This window comes from Bradyrhizobium sp. BLXBL-01, from assembly GCF_051853025.1.
Classification (GTDB): Bacteria; Pseudomonadota; Alphaproteobacteria; order Rhizobiales; family Xanthobacteraceae; genus Bradyrhizobium.
Genome location: NZ_CP182471.1, coordinates 4,535,516 through 4,553,479, shown reverse-complemented (window position 1 = coordinate 4,553,479; position 17,964 = coordinate 4,535,516). Strand labels below are relative to the sequence as shown.

The following is a 17,964-nucleotide window of genomic DNA, read 5'->3' as shown; positions in this document are numbered from 1 at the left end:
CCGGATGGAATCGGTGCGGCAGCGGTGCTAGGTAGCCCTCGATTCCATATTGATTTTGCGGGCGAATTGCATTGCTGGACGGGCTCTACAAGGTTGAATACGGCGTCAACGATGCGTTCGGCTGCAGCATCATGTGCTTGCATGACGGCAAGATGCTGGGCGGCAATTCTGGCTTTGCGCATCTCGGCACCTATGTCGAGCGCGACGGCGAGATCATCGCCCAGGTCATCACCGAGCGGCACAACCTGGACCCCAGCTACAAGCCGCTGATGGGTGCCGACGTCGCCTCGATCCGGGCGCGCGGCCGGCTCTACGGCAACCAGATCCGTCTCGAGGGCGGCGCGGACACCATGCCTGGTGCCAGGTTCTGGGCCAATCTCACGCGCCTCGACGACGAGGGCTTGCCGCCGAGCGGTGCGGTCGGACCGGGCGGCATCGCCAACGGGCTCTATGGCATGAAGCTGAGCGCGCTCGACGGCGTCGATGCCGGATTGTCCGGCGTGATGCTGCTGATCGACGGACGCATCCTCGGGGGCGATGCGTTCTTCTACTATCTCGGCTCCTATTCCTCGGCGGACGGCCGCTGGAAGGGCGAGATGCTGAACCAGGAGCACACGCCGGCGAAAGGCGAGAACCCCGTGTTCGGCGGCCTCGAGGTCGGCATCGGATTCTCCGGGACCTGCACGGAAGACAGCGGCGAGCTCGAAGGCATCGCGCTCGCGGGAAAGCGAAGCTTGCGACTTGCGGCGTCGCTCAAGCTGATGCGAAGGGCGTAGGGCGCACACTCATTGGCATCGGATGTCCGCTTCGTGAGCTGCATGCCTCGGGTTGGCTAGGTCCGGGTAGACCCATTCCTTCCGCCCGTATCGCAGCAAGCTGTCGGTATGCCTTGCCTGGCGTCCCAGATCAGCTGCTAGATCAGCTTTCAGAACGGCGTCGTTCTCAACGGCAGCAAGCCGATCGAAGGCAACTGCTCTTTCAAGGTAGTAGAATCAGGGCTCCAGCGCAGTGGCAATTCCTTGCTCGACTGGCGATTAACCTGCATCAGCAACTCTTCAAGAATGGAAGGAAAGCAGCAGTTCGCAAGGAACGGCTCGGAATAAGCCTTGTTGCCCGACATCGATGACACATGTCCCTCCCTCGACTAACCCGGCCAGCACTGCTGACCGGGTTTTTCCTGCATGGAGAGACCACCGACCCCTGCGGCTCTGCTGTCGCGCGGACTTTCTCGGTTAAGGGCGCGCTTGGTATCACCATCCCGCCGTCCGTCCTTGTGAGCGCCGAAGCCATCAACTGACGTCTCCCCTTCGCTGGTGGCTGACCTCCGCTCTGCTCGTCGCATTGTCCGCTTCCGAGGTGAGCAGTGGCGTCATGCACACCGCGAGGCATCCTTTGTCGTCGCCTCTCTGTCCAGCACGTCGTTTTTCGGGCTGCTCGTTGGTTTAATTCTCGCCCCAAAAGCACTTCACGGGAAGAATTAATTATCCTAGATTTAATACACGTTAATTATTGGAAATATTAAATACGGTAAATCACGAGCATACCCGAGGAACTTTTGGCCAGGGCGTTGCGCATGCAAGTGCCCTAGGGCCCAAACTCGTTCTATCCGTACGGAGCTGGCTGGCATGGATCGAGAATACCTTGACGCGTTGTCCATGGATGAATTGTGGGCGCTGCACACGCAGGTCGATCAGATCCTCGCGGCGAGACTCGTTGCAGAAAAGCGCGAGCTCGAACGGCGGCTCGATCAGCTCGGCCAAGGAGCAAACTCGAACGAGCCGGCGAAGAACTCCCCGGCGAAGCACTAGGACGCGAAGCCGGTTTTTAGCGGGACTCGGGGTTTGTTATATTTAGTGATTGAACTCGATTAACTTTATTTAATTTACTCAGATTGGCGGACGTGTTTAATTGCAAGAGTCATGAGGAGGCGCGATGTCCTCATACGAACACGACGACCGGCGCGAGTTTTTGAAGACCTGCGGAAAATTCGCCGCCGTAACTCCTCCTGCCGTGACCATGCTGATGTCGACATCAACTCGGCCGCGGCGTCTAGCGGGGAGGGCGCGGGGTCCCACGAACACCATCATCACAAACACGGTGAGATTAGCTGAGGGTCGCTCCGGGGCGCGGCTTGCCGCTCCATCTCTTCTCGCGACGAAATCAGTGGGGAACGTGCTCAGGGTCGAACCCTAGGTACGTCGCCACGCGGAGGACCCGGCCATGGGTGGTCTCCACCATATCCAGACTTCCTCGTCGGCCCCGCGGGCCGATCTCTTCAAATCGGCCAAGGTGCCTGCGGGCAATCCTTGGGCGGATGCTGCTGCCGCTGCTGCTCTTCTTCGTCACCGTTTCGAAGCGCTCGCTTCTCAGCTCGCCGAACTGGAAGCGCTTCGCGTACGAGTGCTTGAGGCTGAGCAGAAGCACGACCCGAAATTGATCTGATGAAAGGCTGGGCCGGGCATCAGTAAGCGCCGTTTAGCGCATAATGAACTCGGCCACTTTCAGCTTCTGGCGACCTATTGGCCTCTGAAGAGTGTTGCCGCGCCAAAGAGTAGGGCGCATTGGAGGCAGATATGCTCAGGTCGGTGATCAAGTCTACGGTCATAGCAACGTTGTTGATCACCCTGATTGGCCCGCCGGTCATCACCCAGGCCTTTGGCCACGGGAGCGGTGGTGGTGGTGGCGGCGGTGGTGCCGGGGGCGCCGGCGGTGGTGCTGGTGGCGCTGGAGCTGGCGGTGGTGCCGGTGGGGCTGGTGGCGCTGGTGGTGCTGGAGCTGGTGGCAGTGGTGGCGGTGGCGCTGGTGGTGCTGGAGCTGGGGGCAGTGGTGCCGGCGGCGCTGGGGGTGCTGGAGCTGGTGGCAGTGGTGCCGGCGGCGCTGGTGGTGCTGGAGCTGGCGGCGGTGGTGCCGGCGGCGCTGGTGGTGCTGGAGCTGGCGGCGGTAGTGCCGGTGGTGCTGGTGGCAGTTATGGCGGGGGCCATCATGATGCTGGTGCATCCAGCTTGCCCTATTCCAGCCGGCTCGGCACGAACATGCAGCTGATTCAAAGGAGCAAGGCCCGGTCTGGTGGTGGCTGGATTCGTGAGGATACTTTTTATCCGTTCCGCGGACCCGCGCCCCGGCTGCGGTGGGATATGTGGAGGCACGCGGCGCCCGTGTCTGACCTCCACAGGCTTCACAAGGCTCAGCGAACAAGGGTCGGGCCGCACGACATGCGGAAGATTCTGTCGGGCCAGAAATCTGTGCAATCGTTCGGGACGCGAACCTCATTGGACGCGCGTCGCGGGGAGGGCGATGCGACGGCTGCCCGCCGACCGGTAAATCGTTCACGAGTCGAAGTACAGGTAGCGCCGCCATCCTTGATCGAGCGTAAGGAAGAGCAAACGACTGGCGCGGCGCCGGTAGATGCGTCGGCGGATGTGGTCAAGATCACCCCGCCAGCCGCGATCGAGCGCGAAAGCGAGCAAACGATCGGCGCGGCATTCGTAGATGCCTCGGCGGATGTCGCTCAAGTCAACCCGCCCTCCGTTATTGAACAGTACGACGCGTCGACAACGCTGTCACTCGACGCCCTGGTAGCGATGATGATGGCACTCGTCGCACTTGGTATCCCATTGCTCCTTCACCATAAGGATGCCCGACGCGTGTTGGCCTATGCTGCGACGCGTCGCTCCGCAGCACGGCTCGACGATGCTCGCCCCGTCTACTTACTGTGTCCACCGCGGATCGAAGCCGATCCCGATCTTGAATCTAATTGGGAAGCGTCCGTGAGAAACGTTCTCAACACAATAAAAGAGGCTGAGGTCGAGATGGCTTCCTCACGACAGCTCCGAAAACCCGTTTTGGGAGACCTACCCGTCGCCTAAACAGGTGCGTCGATGCCGGATTGTCCGGCGTGATGCTGCTGATCGACGGGCGCATCCTGGGAGGCGATGCGTTTTTCCACTACCTCGGCTCCTATTCCTCGGCGGATGGCCGCTGGAAGGGCGAGATGCTGAACCTGGAGCACACGCCGGCGAAAGGCGAGAACCCCGTGTTCGGCGGCCTCGAGGTCGGCATCGGAGTCTCCAGGAGCTGCACGGAAGACAGCGGCGAGCTCGAAGGCATCGCGCTCGCAGGGAAGCGAAGCTTGCGGCTGGCAGCCTCGCTCAAGCTGATGCGACGGGCGTAGGGCAAGTGCTCACGAACGTCGGATGCCGGCGTCGTGAGGTGAAGCAGGCCTGATGGGTCGCCCTGGCCAATGTCAGCAAGCGGTCCGATGCCAAGTTCGGCCTAATTGAGAGATCGACTGAGCTTAGGAGAGAAGGATGCTATTGAAAGCGAAAGTGGCCGCCCGCCTTCCAGCCAAGGATCTGGATCGGGCTCGGGCGTTCTATTCCGAAAAACTCGGCCTTGAACCGATCGAACAGCGCGAAGGCGGATTGCGCTATGTCTGCGCAAATGGCGAGTTTGCGATATTCGTCTCAGCTGGCACGCAATCCGGCACGCATACGCAAATGGGCTGGGAAGTCGAGGATATCGAAGCAACAGTGCGCGAGCTTCGCGTGCGGGGAGTCAAATTCGAGGAATATGATCTGCCTGGTCTGAAGACGGTCGAGGGGATTGCCCAAATAACCGGGAACTACCCCAGCAAGGGCACCGGTGAGCGAGGTGCGTGGTTCCGCGACAGCGAAGGCAATCTTCTTGGGATCGGTCAGCCAATACGTTCCTGACGGGCGGCTGGGGCGTCGCTGGCGCTCGAGGCGATCGGCAACGCGAGCGCTGCCTTCAACTTAACCAGTGTTTCTGACCGCCTCAGCCAGAACGGCGTAAAGCTGCTGCCTGCTGAATTCCTTTGTCTGCTTCCTCTCTGCTGTATTCGATGACACCTTCTGCGCGATTGGACGGGCGCAGGCTGCCGACGACGGCCTCAGCTTCGGGGCCGGCCTTATCTGGGGCCGTGCTGTGGGCGGCTTGTGACCGCGCTTCAGGCCCAGACGATTCAGCATACCGCAAACCGCGTTACGACTGCAGCCGAGATGGCGCGCAATCTGCGCCGCGCTCTGTCCTGCGGACCAGAGCCTTTTCAGAAGCGCTATGTCTTTCGCATCCCATCCCATGAAACATATTATAACACCGACTGCCGGACCCGGGCCAGTCTAGTCTTCTTCCGGCTCGCGCACGACCGCCGGTCCATCATCATCGTCTTCGTCCTCGTCGTCCTCGTCTTCATCGTCTTCATCGGGATCCCGGGGCGGCATCACGATGTGCATCAGCGTGAATAGTGTCCAGCCGATCGCTCTGGTGGAAACTGCTTCGGAGGTGAGTTGCTTCATGCCTTTGTGCTCCTCGACAAATACGTGCGCTCGCAAATTCTTGGGCGGCTCATGCAGGTGGCAGGGGCGCGATGCAGATCAGGTTGATTGCACCATCAGCGGGCGTCAGGCTAACCGGCAGCGTTTTCGGCTACTTGATGCCCGAGGACCCATTGGGCTCTATGTTCACCAAAACCTCGCCGGCAGAGATTTCGGGAACTCCAAGATCGAGGTCGGGTAGACTGGCTTGAACAAATGCCAGTATCTTGGCGTTCGCTGCGTTGGCGCTTTCGCGGTCGTCAAATATCATGACGGCGATGCCGACACCGTCGCCCGCATCCAGCACATGGTAAGATCTGAATCCCGGCGATTGCCTCAGGATCTCACCAACGCCGCTCTTTGCGCGACGAGCGGCGTCCGCTACCGAACGAACCTTGCTGTACTTGCGAATGACCATGTACATGGGGCACCACGTGCCATACGCCCAATCGCATCAAAGCATTTCGGTCGCGCTCGGACTAGTGCCAACTTCCGCGATGGACCTCGCGTCCGGCCGGGCGGACCGCGCAACGCGCCTTGCCAATGAGCCATCCTCGGTGCTGAGGCTCAGGAGCCCTCGAACTTGAACGATACGTTGAGCTTGGCGCGATAGGCCTCGACCTTTCCCTTGTCATCCAGTTGCATATCGAGCTTGATGACCTCTGCAACGCGAAGATCCCGGAGAGATTTAGCAGCTTGCTCGACCGCATTGGCGGCCGCCTTCTCCCATGAGTCGGTGCTGGTACCGATCAGTTCAATGACCTTGTAGATGCTATCGGGCATGTTCGTCCTCCTAATCGGCAGGAGCAGGAAGTGTAGCATCAGGAAATCGACGCTGATACGCCCAAGGGATGCTGCGGAAAAGGTCCGACTGTCTGTCACTTTCCTGTTCGACCCAAGGAAGAACTCGGATTGTCCTGTCGGGGATTGCGTTCGCATTTCAGCTCGAAGGATGGGGTGAGCCCTTGCGAAACCCATCATGCTTCGTCGCATATGGTGGGAGCGATGGGTTTCGCCGGCGCTCCACCATCCTACGCGCCGGCCAGACCGGCAGTCAGCGGAGACCGCCGTTCATCCGCAAGGATCGCACGAAATCGATCACTGCCAGCGCCATGACGCTGACAACAATGATGATGAGCGGGATGGCCTTGATCCAGGCCACCAGGATTCCAAGAAACGCCAGGACCAGCGCAAGGCCGATGATCCCGGTGATCACATTGGTCATCGCATCTTCCTTTTCGCCGCACCGGGAGCCGATTTCGCCCCGGCGCTCGGGACTTTGCACCGAGTGCCACTAGCCCTGACAAGCCAGTGCGCCGTGCGCAAGAGGCGGGCATCGTTTCCGCGGCGGCCGACAAGCTGAACGCCCAGCGGAAGGCCGGTTTCGGAGCTCATCAACGGCAGGCTGATGGCGGGCACGCCGAGATAGGTCCAGAGCGTGCAGAAAATCGGGTTGCCGGTCGTCTCAATTCCGGGCGCCGCGCCGGGGGCTGCGGGCGTCAGGATGGCGTCGTATTCGTCAAAGATATGGTCCAGCGCCTGATTGAGCGGCGCAATCCCGGACAGTGCGTTGCAATAATCCGCCGCGAGATGCGTGCGACCGCGCTCGATCGCCTGGCGCAGCCGGGTGCTCAGTCTGTCGCCGCCCCGTTCGTAGTCGCGCCGCAGATTGTGCGCCATGTCGACTTCCATGATGATGCCATGCATATCGACGGCCTTGGCGAAGCGAGGGCCAAGCTCGACTTCGCTCGACGCGTCACCCAAAATCTCGATGAGCTCGGCAAAGGCATCCCGCGTCACCGGCTCGGCCTGATCCCAGACCGGAGAGTGAACGAAGGCAAATCGCGGCGGTAACGGCGGCTCGCTCGCCGCTACGGCGGTGAATGGCGGACACGCAACGGGCCGGGTGTCCGGATCCTCCTGGTCGAAGCCGACCAGGACCTCGGCGAGCAGGGCCACGTCCTCGACGCTGCGCCCAAACACGCCGACATGATCGAGCGTGCGCGACAATTCGAGCGCGCCGCTGCGCGGAATCAGGCCATGCGTGGGCTTGAAGCCGACCACGCCACAGAAGGCGGCAGGACGGATCACGGAGCCGTTGGTCTGCGAGCCGATGGCACCTGATGCCATCAGCGCCGCAACGGCCGCGGCGGAGCCCGAGGACGATCCGCCGGGCGTGTGAGCCGTATTGTGCGGATTTCGCGTCTTGCCGGGATTGTAGTACGCGTATTCGGTGGTCACCGTCTTGCCGAGGATCACGGCTCCTGCCGCCCGCAGACGCGCCACGGCCGCCGCATCGCGACGCGGCGTGCGTCCGGCCCACAGGTCCGATCCGAATTCCGTCGGCATGTCGCCAGTGTCGAAGATATCCTTGATGCCCAAGGGCACGCCATGCAGCGGGCCTACGGCCTTGCCGTGCTTGCGATGATCGTCGGCTGCTTCGGCCTGCCGCATCGCGTGGTCGCGATCGAGGAACGCCCACGCATGGATGTCGTGATCAACCTCATCGATGCGCTTGAGGCAGTCGCCGACAAGTTCCACCGAGCTGAACCGGCCGTCGCGGATGCCGGCCGCAGCTTCGGTGAGACGCAGTGCGCAGAGACTCATCTCGCCTCGTCCTCAATTCTGCGAAAGCTCGTTCTCATAGCCGGGACCAGTAGTTCGGCAGCCAAAGCGCCATGCCCGGAAAGATATACATGAGCACCATGAACGCCACGACGATCCAGATGTAGGGCATCACGCCCGAGAAGATCTGGTTGATCGTCACATGCGATGGCGCGACACCCTTCAGGTAGAACGGTGCCATTGCCACCGGCGGCGACAGGAACGAAGTCTGCAGGTTCAACGCGACCATGACGCCGAAGAACAGCGGATCGATGCCGAACTGCTTCAGGAGCGGCAGGAAGATCGGCAAGAAGATGATGATGATCTCCGTCCATTCCAGTGGCCAGCCAAGCAAGAAGATGATCAGCTGGGCCACCAGCATGAACTGCCACGCCGAAAGGCCGAGGCCGACGACAAATTGCTCGATATAGGCCTGCCCTCCCAGCAACGCGAATGCCGAGGAGAAGATCGCCGAGCCGACGAACAGCCAGCAGACCATTGCCGTGGTGCGGGCGGTGAGGAAAACCGACTCCCGCAGTTTATCCATGGTAAACGCATTGTTCGGAAGCAGCGCGCACATGACGAGGATCGTCAGGGCCGCGGCGGCGATAGGGACTGCGTTCAAGCGCGGCAGGCCGAAGTAGCGAACGCCGATCAGCCAGACGACAACGGCCGTCATGATCACGGCGTAGCTGCGCAGGATGAGCAGGTTGTGGCGCTTGGAATAGTCCGCGCCATAGCCGATCGCGAGCAGCAGCGCGCCGAAGGCGCCGATCGCCGCCGATTCGGTAGGAGTGGCCAGTCCTGCAAAGATCACCGCGAGCACGACGAAAGTCAGGATCGTCAGCGGCATGAACGATACCAGCACTTCGTAAAGCACGGTGCCAAGCGGCGCGCTACGCTCCTCCTTCGGCAATTTCGGCGCGAGCTCCGGTTTCCACGTCGCAAGTGCCATGATGTAGACGAGGTAGGCGGCGGTCAGGCCGAAGCCGGGAATGAAGGCGGCAAGATAGAGCTTGATGGGAGAAATGCCTGCGGTTGCGGCATACAGGATCAGCATCACGCTCGGCGGAATCAGGATGCCCAGGGTGCCGCCGGCGCAGATGACGCCCGACGCCAGCTTGTTGTCATAGCCTGCGCGCAGCATTGCCGGCATCGCCAGCAGGCCCATCAACACGACCACCGCACCGACGATTCCGGAGGCAATGCCCCATAGGGCGCATACCACCATGGTCGCAAGGGCAAGCGAGCCGGGCAGACCGCCGATCGCAAGCTGGAGGGCGCGGAACATGCGATCGAGAATATTCGCCCGGTCAATGATGTAGCCCATGAAGGTAAAGACCGGGACCGAGATCAGGACGTCGTTCGACGAAACCTCGAAGGCCTTCTGCACCAGCAGCGTAAATACGCGATTGGACGTGAGCTCCTGGCCTGGCACGTAGTAGGCGTAGAAACCGAAGCTGACGCCCATCGCCATCAGCGTAAAGGCGATCGGGAATCCGAGCACGATCAGAAAGATGAAGATGATCAGCATCGAAATGCCGAGTTGGGGATCGGTCATGCCGAGCCCCCTGTGCGGACGGACGGAGCCTGCCGGTCATGCTCGGCCAGATATTGCTGTTGGTGCAGGATGACCGTTTCCATTTCCTCGACGTCATGCAGTCGCTGAGGCCATTGGCCGTCGCGGATACAAAGGATGCATCGGATGATCTCGGCGACGCCCTGGATCAGGAGCAGCGTGCCGGCGAGGGGGATCAGTGCCTTGAGCGGAAAGACCGGGATGCCAGCCGGACTGAAGACGCTCACTTCGCGAAAGCGTACCGACATCGAGGCGTAGTTGAAGCCAGCATAGACCAGAGCGAGAACGCCCGGAAGAAAGAACAGGACGAAAAGAACGAGATCGATCGTCGCCTGGGTGCGTGGCGCCCAAGTCCTGTAGATGAAATCGCAGCGCACGTGATTGTTGCGCGCCAGCGCATAGGCACCCGACATCAGGAAGAGACCGCCATAGGTGATGTAGCTGAAATCGAAAGCCCATGTGGTGGGTGCGTTCAAGGCATAGCGGACGAAGACCTCGTAGGTTACCGACATGCTGAGAATGAGGATCAGCCAGGCGAATGCCTTGCCGACCCAGGTGCTGAGTTCGTCGATGAAGAAGAGGAAATTTCTCATGCGAGCTTGGCCCGCGGCGAGTAGCACATCCGGATGTCCCCCAACCAATTTGGTGCCCGGGCGGCGCTTGCACAGCGCCACCCGTCATCATGCAGCGTCAGTGCTGCGCCGCCGAGGTCGTCACGCCTTGAGGACCCCCGGGAAGTGATGCTCGAAGGCGCCGCGGTAGTCCGTCGCGTTGTTCATGTTGTAGTAGACCACGCGGCGCACCCATTCCTTCTGCGAGTCCATGACCTTCTTCATGAACGGATCCGAGCCGAGCTGGGCGATCAGACCGTCCCACGCCTTGATCTGGGCGTCGAACACCGACTTCGGCGTCCGCTGGACGTTGACCTTGTCTTTGTTGATCAGCTCCTGCAGGTCCTTCGAATAGTAATCCATGGCTTTCCATTCGTTCGCGGAGGACACGGCTTCGGCGGCGTATTGCAGGATCGCCTGCTGTTCCTTCGGCAGCGCGTTGAATTTCGTCCGGTTGAACATGATCTCGAAATATTCGGTCGCCTGATGATGGCTGCCCATCATGTAGTTCTTGGCGACATCCTGCGCGCCGAAGCGCCGGTCCGAGGTCGGATTGTTGAACTCGAACCCGTCGATCACGCCGCGCTCCATCGCGGGCACGATCTCGCCACCGGGCAGCTGCGCGACGGATGCACCCATCGCCTGGAAGAGGTCGGCGGCCAGGCCCACCGTGCGATACTTCAAACCCTTGAGGTCATCGGCGCTGGTGATGGGCTTCTTGAACCAGCCGAGCGGCTGGGTCGGCATCGGCATGGCGAAGAAGCTCTTGATGTTGACGTTCATGATCTTGGTCTGGAGCTCCTCGAACAGCTCCTTACCTCCGCCGTTGTGGATCCAGCCGAGGCCTTCGTTGGCGTTGAAGCCGAACACCGGGCCGGTACCGAACAGCGAGGCGGCCTTGTGCTTGCCGTACCAGTAGACAGTGACCGTGTGTGCAGCGTCGAGCTGGCCGCCATGAACGCCATCGAAGACCTGGAACGGGTGCACGACCGAACCGCCGACGAGATAGTCGATGCGCAGCCGACCTCCGGCCATCTCGTTGACGCGCTTCACATAATCCTCGGCCATCTCGTTGAAGACATCGGCCTTGCCCCACGAGCCCTGCATCTTCAGGGCCACCGTTTGCGCCCGACTGACTTGCGGCATGGCAATGGTGGCGGCGCCGGCCGCGCCGGCCGTCAGCAAGAATTTGCGACGAGTGGTTCTGGTCTTCTCAGCCTTTGAGCTCATGGACGTCCCTCCCTGGCGGCCTGGTTGTTCGAACGCGCTTCAGTGCGCTTGTCGTTGTTAACCGCTGGAGGTATGCCGCATTCCAGCGACTTTGATCACAGTTTGGACGCATGGCCGGCGTCCGACAAGCGCACCGGTGTCGCACAATTGGTCTTAGGCGACTCCATTTGATCTGTTGGCAGCCGATATCCTCGCGCTTGTCGCAGCGCAGCAAAGATGCAGCCGGACGTCCGCCATTGGCGCGACCGGCGAAAGGCGAGAACCCCCGCGTTCGGCGGCCTCGAGGTCGGCATCGGATTTTCAGGAACCTGCAATGAAGACAGCGGCGAGCTCGACGGCATCGCGCTCGCGGGGAAGCGAGGCTTGCGCCTGACAGCCTCGCTCACGGCAAATCAGGTCCAGCACGCGCTGGGCACGCTGGGCGCATTAAAGGCCGAAAGTCGATAGGCGACTTTCGGAGGCGCAAGGCTGAAGAAGCAGTACTTCTTTGCGCTAGCCGTTTTTCAGCGCACGAGACCGCGGCGCTAAATTCGTCTGCCGCCTTTGAGCGAAGACCGCTCGATCAAGAAGTCGTCTAGTTTCCGGCCGCATCGAAGCTGCGGTTGCAGCCAGCGAGGTGGCCTACCGCGACCCGACCACGTTTCTGCGGGGTTGTTCGGATTACGATATTTGGGCCGGACCGGCGGGTAGGGACGACGCTTACGATCGAACCGTATGGCCTCGTTGGCGAGTCCAATCTTGTGGAGCCGTTCCTCCAATCGTGCTTTTTGCACCAGGATTTTCTCAGTAAGGCTGGCCGTAACCTGCTGGTGAACTATCCAGAGCTCGTCAAGCGAGAGCGAGTTGAATTGCGCGGCATTCATGGCACAGATCCGGTTCTGGTGAGAAGGCCAGTCACACAAGCCGTAAAATGAAGGGACAGACAACCCGACATTTAAAAATTAGCCGTACAATCCACATTAAAGTGCGAGGTAGCAGGGAGAAAGGCGCGACGGCGGTTATATCGTGGCGGAACATTTAATTGGGTGAGGACAAGGACGCGGGCGACGCTCGGCGCTCGCGGGTGGCTCGATTTCGTCGCTTTTGCAGCCTGCTAGAGCTGGACCGACCTATTAATTTGGATAGCCGAGGGCAAAATTAATCATCGCATCGCCCAATTTAAGCCGCATGAGAGCCCATCTTGCCGCGAAGGCTTGTGCCGGATGGGGGCAACACCGGGAGTTTTCGATGTCCGGTCATTTGCGATTCTGCTTCGCCAGTTTGGTTCTTGTTGGAGCTGTTTCGGCGGCACCTGCGTCCGCCAATCCCATCACCGACCTGTTCAATACTGGTCCTCGCGAGCCCGCTGCAACGTCGCCGGTGCAACCAGAATGCTTGCTGCGGCCCGGCAACTCGTCTGGCCCACGCCAGCGCTGGGTGTATCGGCGGGACGGCCATCGCAAGTGCTGGTTCCTGGCCGAGGGCATCGCAGTCGTGCGAAAGTCGGTTCGTGATCGCGCGGCGAAAGGCGGCGCCAGTCCCGACAGGAATGAGGCTGGGCGGCACAGGCAAGGCCCGGCGATTGATGCGCGCGCGGAGTTACTGAGGTCGGCACCGGCCGAGGGGACTTCGGCGACGCCGCCGGCGCTCGAACTCAAAGTAGCTGATGCCGCTTCGGAGCTCAGTACGCGCGCCGCCCCGACGTGGGCGGCTTCCATCGCGGAGCTCGCTGCGCCCGAACATTCAGTGCCTGGCCAAGCCGATGTAAAGCAGCCTCTCGCGGCAGGGCCCATCGCTGACGCAGGGCCTTCGTCGGATCCGCCGGCTATCGCGATCAGCGTGGTCGAGGAGGAGCGGAGCTCGGCGCTGCCCTGGTTAGGCGTGCTGCTGATGGCGCTGGGGGGCCTGTCAATCTTAAGCTCGAGCCGCATACTTCGGGACGCGGTGCGATTGCGCCCACCGAGAGTGCGATACGCCGGGCACGTTACCTGACGCGCCGCCACGAGATCCATGAATTCAGGAGTTCGAAGTCGAACGGGAATCCGTACGACCGCTCTATCCTGAATAGACGGCGGATCTCGCCGCCGAGTTAGCTTGCGGCCCTTGCTCCGCGACCTAGTCCGACACGCCGCCTTCTGAGTGTTCTGGCCTCTACGCGTCGGAGCTTGCTTCGAAGCTTTTCAACCTCTCTAAGCTCCGCCACGAGTGCGTGGAGTCGCTCGCTCAAAACAGCACAAGTATAAACTTGACGCATACTGGACATGGCACGCCTCGAGGCAGTTCATAAAAAGAGAAAAGACAAAATTCAGTGGCCGAAGTTCAGTGAGTCAGAGCAGTGGCCGCCAAATGTTCCCAATACTCCGCCTCTGCGAGCAGCTTCCAGCTTCTCTCGGGATAGCGCGCGGCACTCTGTCGGCAAAGCAACGCCATTGCGCGAAACCGGCGGGCAACTTCCATTCCAACCTCCCATTATATTTGTTTTCAACATATTGTTTAATGTTGTGCTGGAGTCATCATCATTATCGGTCATAATCAAAATTATCGTTTAAGGGCAGTCAACTAGGGTTCTTCAGGCGAATTAACGGGCATTTGTTTCGGTTCGGAGTTCAGATCGGTTTCGAATGCGACGTGCTGCGTTCGCGTTGCGAGTTGAAGCGCCTCGCCACGCGATTGTGCGCTCTTCAAGAGCCTGTGGCGCAACAACACAATTGTGTTGATCAGACTATCGGTCGGGCCTGCGCGAGTTCTCAGACAGCGGCGCGGCGAGGAGAGTGGGACCTCAGGTCGGGCACCGGAACAAAGTACTCCAAATTAGCCGACCCTCGTCAGCTCAATGCCACGCCGCCAGAGCGGCCCTGGCCAGAAGCCTCTCGAAAATCCCTAGTCCGAAGGTTTGCGGAAGCGTTCCACTGCTCCATGGCCTGAAACCATTTGGACAGCGAAATCGGAGACTTTGACACGCGCGAGCCGTTTGACTTGGACCTGCGAGGGATCCAATCGCAAGCCCAACCTCACGAACGCATGGCGTCGATCGCATGGGCGATTAGGACCGCTGCACTGACGCCGATGAGAACGACGAGCAAAAGAGTGAATAACACGTTCGCCTCCAATGTCTGGAATTGAACGCGCTCATTCGTGCACAGTCAAAATCAACCGGCCGAGATTATTAATTTCGGCTTTGGGCTGAGGATTCACGGTAACGCTTGCGTCCGTTGTCGGCCCTATCGATGGAATGCCATGAACAGAAGAACCCCGACAACGCACGCCGCGAGTGAGAGCAAGTAAATACCCACGGCAATCCCCGACTCATCACAAATCAGCATTTAGATTGGAACTCGCATCATTGCGCGGGTCAAGTGCGAGCGGCTCAACAAATTATTTAATCAATTAAATAATGCCGAAGTCAGCCGGATGTGATTTAATTGCAGGGCCCGACGTCGCGCGAGAAAGCGCATTTTAGGTTGGCTTCTTCATTCGGAGTCTCGCCATGATCGAACGTCGTGCAATGAAGCGGATAGCGATCAACCGGGCGGCGCGGCTGTCATTCGGTGAAATCATTGGGACTCATCCCTGCATGGTGCGGGACATCAGCGCCTTGGGAGCCTGCATCTCCACGCCGTACTACATATTCGCAAACGAATTTGCGCTGTCGTTCGACAGTCACTCCGGGATATTCGTCTGTCGCGTTGTGTGGAGGAAGGAGACGCTTTGCGGGGTCCGCTTTCTTCTGCGACACTGCTCGCCGAACTTAGAGAATGATTCCAGCATCACTGCACTCGCAGCGCGACTTGGCCCCCGGATGGTGTGCGGCAATGGGCCCGTTTCCGCTCACCTTTAGCGTTGCGCTGCACAGCACGCCTCTTTCGGACTTGAGAAGGCTTAGTCTCGATCAATCGTCGCAAGGCGCCGCTCGTGACCACGGCGGATATTCGGCTCCGAAAAAAACCGGCCAGCAGTGCTGACCGGGTAAGTCAACTTGGGAGGAGAGCAAGGATCGCCATCGATCTCCGACAATGAGGCGTATTCCTCGTCGTTCCTGTACGGTTGCGGGGTTTCCACCGCCCGTGAAGACTCCCTCATGCAGGTTAAGCTCTCCTCGGCCCCAGTCGGAAGACACACTTCTGCGACTCTGTATCGCCGATTTCGACCCGAAGCAGACGAAGGCGTGGAAAGGTACCCGAGGGCCGAGCCCATCGAGGGGGGCCTTCGAATTGACGGGAGCGCAAGGACGTTCGTGGTGAGCTCTTAGCCAGTGTTTCTGACCGCCTCAGCCAGAATGGAGTAGAGCTGCTGCCTGAAGCGACGGCACCGCGCAAGCATCGGCAGTCGCGCTCAAACATTGGGTGCCGGTAGCGGACACCATTGGGTTATTTGGAAGCCGAAGACCTCGTTTCGTGCTCGACGTCACTTTCGATTTCCAGCCACGGCTAGTCCAGGGAAGCGGCTGTTCGACGCTGTAAATGCGTTTGACGGCGATAAGAAGAGGGGCTGCTGTTCATAGAGTAACATCCGCCTGCATGTCGCCTCGTGGTCCATGCCTGACCTCCGCCGGATCGACGAAATGACTAGGCCCCGGTGCGAGCGCTCGCTTAGTCGATGCTTGTCGAAGAAGGTTCATCTGAGGATAGAAAAATTTCGCAGCTCCTCAACGCGGGCGTGTGGTCATAGGATTGGATCACCCGGGCGACGAGGCCCGAGCTCCAACGGCATCCTTTTTGGTTTCGGACGCGGCGCCGGTCGCCGATCCGCGCGTCAAGGTTTGCCTTTACCAACAAAAGCACAGAGGGGGGACCATCATGCCTGCGTTGTCACGCCGCGATTTCCTGGCACTCTCGACATCAGCCGCAGCCGTAGGGCTCGCCGCGCCCGCGCGCGGGACGATGGGGCCGAACGACAAGTACGACCTAGTGATCCGCGGCGGCGAGGTGCTCGACCCGAGCCAGTCGCTGCGCACCAGGCGCGATATCGGCATCCGCTGGGGCGTGATCGAGGCCGTCCAGGAGACGATCCCCGCCGAGCGCGCGTTGAAGAGCATCGACGCCTCGGGCAAGCTCGTGATGCCCGGCCTGATCGATCTGCATTGTCACGTCTATCCCTACGGCTCGGCCATCGGCATTCCCGCCGACGAGCTGGTCCAGTTCCAGGGCACGACGACCGTCGTGTCGGCGGGCGATGCCGGCGTCAACAATCTGGCGGCGTTGCGCCGTTTCATCGTGGCCCAGACGCGGGCTCGGATGTACGCCTTCGTCCACATCGCCAATAACGGCCTGTCCGCTTTTCCCGTCGCCGAACTCTACAACATCGACACCGCGCAGACCGAAGCCTGCGCCATGGCGCTGGCCGAGAATTCGGACTTCCTCCTCGGGGTCAAAGTGCGCATGTCGGAAAACGTGATCTTTAAGCACGGGCTCGAGCCGCTCAAGCGCGGCATCCAGGCCTGCGAGATGTGCGGCTGGCCGGCGAAGATGATGGTGCATATCGGCGGCGTCGAGTCCAAGGAGCTGATGTCGCAGATCCTCGACCTGATGCGCCCGGGCGACGTGCTGACGCATGCCTATTCGGGTGCCCCGAACATGTCGAGCGTCTTCACGAATATCGTCCAGGACGGCAAGCTGCTGCCTGCGGCCCTGGCAGCCAAGCAGCGTGGCGTGCTGTTCGACGTCGGACATGGCGGCGGCAGCTTCGATTTCACCGTGGCGGAAGTGGCGATCCCCGGCGGATGCGCTCCTGATACCATCTCGTCCGATATCCACGTCTTCTCCGGCAATTCGCCGGGCATTCCCTTCCTGCCCAACGTGATGAGCAAGTTCATGCTGCTTGGCTTCACGCTGGAGCAGGTCGTCGCAATGGCGACGACGGCGCCGGCGAAGATCATCAATCGCGCGCCGAAGATCGGAACGCTGCAGGTCGGTGCGCCCGCCGACGTCGCGATCATGGAGCTGGTGGAGGGACCGGTCAGCTTCGTCGACACGCGCAACAACAGGAGGGAAGGGAAAGCCCAGCTCAAGCCGATCCAGACCGTCATCAACGGCGTGCCCTTCGGGCGGCCTTATCAGGCGCCGTTCTCGGTGAGATAGAGTCGGCGCCGGTCTCGAGCCGCTTCGGGAAATGTCTGCACGTCGAGAACGGCAAGCCGCCGCTCAGCGCGGCGCACTGTTCGCCGTCGGGCACGGCGGCGGCAGTGTCGATTTCGCCGGGGCGGAACTGCTGAGGCGGCCTTGAGCGATAGCCGACTTTGGCGTTGAGCCGATTTGTTCCGGGTGCTATGTTCGAGCGACATCATTGCCCTTAGGGCTGATGGGACGGGCGGGTTATCAGGCTTACGGACTGCCGCCTGCCAATTTGGAAACTGCAATATTCTGGCCATAGGCCCCGCCTCCGGACGCATTTCAAAGTCGGCCGGAGAATGTTGATTGACGTCATTTTCCTCCGTTCTTCCCATTGACTCGGAGGCGGGCTTTTTTGTCCAACTAGAAAAAGCCATCGCCATGTCTACTTTCAGAAGCCGAGCCCGGTGCGCGGCAGGTAGTGGCCGTTCAAGCGCAAGGCGAGTTTGCAGCTACTTTTTGGCGTGCATACTCCAAGCCGCCTGCGTCGTTCCTTTCGCGAGTACCGCGTCCGCGCAATG

General features: G+C 60.6%; 21 protein-coding genes. 10 read left to right on the top strand and 11 right to left on the bottom strand.

Annotated elements, in window-relative coordinates; genetic code table 11:
• The first annotated feature begins 71 nt into the window (after positions 1-71).
• The gene (locus tag ACNJYA_RS21240; RefSeq protein WP_212257593.1) at positions 72-776 is read left to right on the top strand and encodes a GrlR family regulatory protein; all 705 of its coding nucleotides are present in this window, start codon (positions 72-74) and stop codon (positions 774-776) included.
• A 149-nt stretch (positions 777-925) separates the two neighbouring features.
• Here ACNJYA_RS21240 and ACNJYA_RS21235 read toward each other — a convergent pair whose 3' ends face one another.
• Positions 926-1,120 (bottom strand): hypothetical protein, encoded by a 195-nt coding sequence (locus ACNJYA_RS21235; RefSeq protein ID WP_439400678.1) that lies wholly within the window; start codon positions 1,118-1,120, stop codon positions 926-928.
• A gap of 505 nt (positions 1,121-1,625) precedes the next feature.
• Between ACNJYA_RS21235 and ACNJYA_RS21230 the strand changes: the two genes are divergently transcribed.
• From ACNJYA_RS21230 to ACNJYA_RS21205, 6 genes are all read left to right on the top strand, one after another.
• Positions 1,626-1,808 (top strand): hypothetical protein, encoded by a 183-nt coding sequence (locus ACNJYA_RS21230; RefSeq protein ID WP_172788470.1) that lies wholly within the window; start codon positions 1,626-1,628, stop codon positions 1,806-1,808.
• Between the two features lie 412 nt (positions 1,809-2,220).
• Positions 2,221-2,442 carry a hypothetical protein gene (locus tag ACNJYA_RS21225; RefSeq protein ID WP_172788506.1) on the top strand — a complete coding sequence of 74 codons (222 nt, stop codon included), beginning with the start codon at positions 2,221-2,223 and terminating at the stop codon, positions 2,440-2,442.
• 231 nt (positions 2,443-2,673) lie between these two features.
• Positions 2,674-3,042, top strand: a complete 369-nt coding sequence (locus ACNJYA_RS21220) for a hypothetical protein (RefSeq protein ID WP_439400677.1) — start codon at positions 2,674-2,676, stop codon at positions 3,040-3,042.
• Between the two features lie 317 nt (positions 3,043-3,359).
• Positions 3,360-3,866 (top strand): hypothetical protein, encoded by a 507-nt coding sequence (locus tag ACNJYA_RS21215; RefSeq protein WP_439400676.1) that lies wholly within the window; start codon positions 3,360-3,362, stop codon positions 3,864-3,866.
• Positions 3,867-3,895: 29 nt separating this feature from the next.
• Positions 3,896-4,171: a hypothetical protein gene (locus ACNJYA_RS21210; protein ID WP_439403459.1), complete on the top strand. Its 276-nt coding sequence runs from the start codon at positions 3,896-3,898 to the stop codon at positions 4,169-4,171.
• Between the two features lie 136 nt (positions 4,172-4,307).
• Positions 4,308-4,712, top strand: coding sequence for a VOC family protein (locus tag ACNJYA_RS21205; RefSeq protein WP_439400675.1), 405 nt, complete (start codon positions 4,308-4,310; stop codon positions 4,710-4,712).
• A 60-nt stretch (positions 4,713-4,772) separates the two neighbouring features.
• On the opposite strand, the gene ACNJYA_RS21200 is transcribed toward ACNJYA_RS21205, so the two are convergent.
• The 9 genes from ACNJYA_RS21200 to ACNJYA_RS21160 all read right to left on the bottom strand — a co-directional run bounded on the left by ACNJYA_RS21200 (position 4,773) and on the right by ACNJYA_RS21160 (position 11,357).
• A complete protein-coding gene (locus tag ACNJYA_RS21200) occupies positions 4,773-5,099 on the bottom strand; it encodes a GcrA family cell cycle regulator (protein ID WP_172788508.1) in 327 nt (108 codons plus the stop codon).
• A gap of 39 nt (positions 5,100-5,138) precedes the next feature.
• Complete coding sequence (locus ACNJYA_RS21195) at positions 5,139-5,315, bottom strand: hypothetical protein (protein ID WP_439400674.1); 177 nt, start codon at positions 5,313-5,315, stop codon at positions 5,139-5,141.
• Between the two features lie 130 nt (positions 5,316-5,445).
• Positions 5,446-5,757 carry a hypothetical protein gene (locus ACNJYA_RS21190; RefSeq protein WP_172788510.1) on the bottom strand — a complete coding sequence of 104 codons (312 nt, stop codon included), beginning with the start codon at positions 5,755-5,757 and terminating at the stop codon, positions 5,446-5,448.
• A 143-nt stretch (positions 5,758-5,900) separates the two neighbouring features.
• Positions 5,901-6,116 carry a dodecin family protein gene (locus tag ACNJYA_RS21185; RefSeq protein WP_172788511.1) on the bottom strand — a complete coding sequence of 72 codons (216 nt, stop codon included), beginning with the start codon at positions 6,114-6,116 and terminating at the stop codon, positions 5,901-5,903.
• 271 nt (positions 6,117-6,387) lie between these two features.
• Positions 6,388-6,558: a hypothetical protein gene (locus ACNJYA_RS21180; RefSeq protein ID WP_172788512.1), complete on the bottom strand. Its 171-nt coding sequence runs from the start codon at positions 6,556-6,558 to the stop codon at positions 6,388-6,390.
• Complete coding sequence (locus tag ACNJYA_RS21175) at positions 6,555-7,940, bottom strand: amidase (protein ID WP_439400673.1); 1,386 nt, start codon at positions 7,938-7,940, stop codon at positions 6,555-6,557. Before ACNJYA_RS21175 ends, ACNJYA_RS21180 begins: the two co-directional genes overlap by 4 nt.
• Before the next feature lie 34 nt (positions 7,941-7,974).
• Positions 7,975-9,498 carry a TRAP transporter large permease gene (locus ACNJYA_RS21170; protein WP_172788514.1) on the bottom strand — a complete coding sequence of 508 codons (1,524 nt, stop codon included), beginning with the start codon at positions 9,496-9,498 and terminating at the stop codon, positions 7,975-7,977.
• Positions 9,495-10,190, bottom strand: a complete 696-nt coding sequence (locus ACNJYA_RS21165; protein ID WP_306557873.1) for a TRAP transporter small permease subunit — start codon at positions 10,188-10,190, stop codon at positions 9,495-9,497. Before ACNJYA_RS21165 ends, ACNJYA_RS21170 begins: the two co-directional genes overlap by 4 nt.
• Before the next feature lie 39 nt (positions 10,191-10,229).
• The gene (locus ACNJYA_RS21160; RefSeq protein WP_212257601.1) at positions 10,230-11,357 is read right to left on the bottom strand and encodes a TRAP transporter substrate-binding protein; all 1,128 of its coding nucleotides are present in this window, start codon (positions 11,355-11,357) and stop codon (positions 10,230-10,232) included.
• A gap of 216 nt (positions 11,358-11,573) precedes the next feature.
• Here ACNJYA_RS21160 and ACNJYA_RS21155 point away from each other — a divergent pair, with 216 nt between their 5' ends.
• Positions 11,574-11,804 (top strand): hypothetical protein, encoded by a 231-nt coding sequence (locus tag ACNJYA_RS21155; RefSeq protein WP_439400672.1) that lies wholly within the window; start codon positions 11,574-11,576, stop codon positions 11,802-11,804.
• Positions 11,805-11,881: 77 nt separating this feature from the next.
• Here the strand turns inward: ACNJYA_RS21155 and ACNJYA_RS21150 are convergent, their stop codons facing one another.
• Entirely contained in the window at positions 11,882-12,220 is a 339-nt protein-coding gene (locus ACNJYA_RS21150; protein WP_439363214.1) for an H-NS histone family protein, read from the bottom strand.
• Positions 12,221-14,823: 2,603 nt separating this feature from the next.
• On the opposite strand from ACNJYA_RS21150, the gene ACNJYA_RS21145 reads away from it, so the two are divergent.
• Both ACNJYA_RS21145 and ACNJYA_RS21140 read left to right on the top strand, forming a co-directional pair.
• Complete coding sequence (locus ACNJYA_RS21145) at positions 14,824-15,174, top strand: PilZ domain-containing protein (RefSeq protein WP_172788517.1); 351 nt, start codon at positions 14,824-14,826, stop codon at positions 15,172-15,174.
• A 958-nt stretch (positions 15,175-16,132) separates the two neighbouring features.
• Positions 16,133-17,413: an amidohydrolase family protein gene (locus ACNJYA_RS21140; protein WP_439400671.1), complete on the top strand. Its 1,281-nt coding sequence runs from the start codon at positions 16,133-16,135 to the stop codon at positions 17,411-17,413.
• Positions 17,414-17,964 lie beyond the last annotated feature (551 nt).

Bases quoted from the DNA above. Each gene is read 5' to 3' on its own strand.
- ACNJYA_RS21225 (WP_172788506.1), top strand. From the start codon at position 2,221: ATGGGTGGTCTCCACCATATCCAGACTTCCTCGTCGGCCCCGCGGGCC.
- ACNJYA_RS21160 (WP_212257601.1), bottom strand. From the start codon at position 11,357: ATGAGCTCAAAGGCTGAGAAGACCAGAACCACTCGTCGCAAATTCTTG.
- ACNJYA_RS21205 (WP_439400675.1), top strand. From the start codon at position 4,308: ATGCTATTGAAAGCGAAAGTGGCCGCCCGCCTTCCAGCCAAGGATCTG.
- ACNJYA_RS21200 (WP_172788508.1), bottom strand. From the start codon at position 5,099: ATGGGATGGGATGCGAAAGACATAGCGCTTCTGAAAAGGCTCTGGTCC.
- ACNJYA_RS21155 (WP_439400672.1), top strand. From the start codon at position 11,574: ATGCAGCCGGACGTCCGCCATTGGCGCGACCGGCGAAAGGCGAGAACC.
- ACNJYA_RS21150 (WP_439363214.1), bottom strand. From the start codon at position 12,220: ATGAATGCCGCGCAATTCAACTCGCTCTCGCTTGACGAGCTCTGGATA.
- ACNJYA_RS21145 (WP_172788517.1), top strand. From the start codon at position 14,824: ATGATCGAACGTCGTGCAATGAAGCGGATAGCGATCAACCGGGCGGCG.
- ACNJYA_RS21140 (WP_439400671.1), top strand. From the start codon at position 16,133: ATGCCTGCGTTGTCACGCCGCGATTTCCTGGCACTCTCGACATCAGCC.
- ACNJYA_RS21185 (WP_172788511.1), bottom strand. From the start codon at position 6,116: ATGCCCGATAGCATCTACAAGGTCATTGAACTGATCGGTACCAGCACC.
- ACNJYA_RS21190 (WP_172788510.1), bottom strand. From the start codon at position 5,757: ATGTACATGGTCATTCGCAAGTACAGCAAGGTTCGTTCGGTAGCGGAC.
- ACNJYA_RS21235 (WP_439400678.1), bottom strand. From the start codon at position 1,120: ATGTCGGGCAACAAGGCTTATTCCGAGCCGTTCCTTGCGAACTGCTGC.
- ACNJYA_RS21170 (WP_172788514.1), bottom strand. From the start codon at position 9,498: ATGACCGATCCCCAACTCGGCATTTCGATGCTGATCATCTTCATCTTT.
- ACNJYA_RS21195 (WP_439400674.1), bottom strand. From the start codon at position 5,315: ATGAAGCAACTCACCTCCGAAGCAGTTTCCACCAGAGCGATCGGCTGG.
- ACNJYA_RS21180 (WP_172788512.1), bottom strand. From the start codon at position 6,558: ATGACCAATGTGATCACCGGGATCATCGGCCTTGCGCTGGTCCTGGCG.
- ACNJYA_RS21175 (WP_439400673.1), bottom strand. From the start codon at position 7,940: ATGAGTCTCTGCGCACTGCGTCTCACCGAAGCTGCGGCCGGCATCCGC.
- ACNJYA_RS21230 (WP_172788470.1), top strand. From the start codon at position 1,626: ATGGATCGAGAATACCTTGACGCGTTGTCCATGGATGAATTGTGGGCG.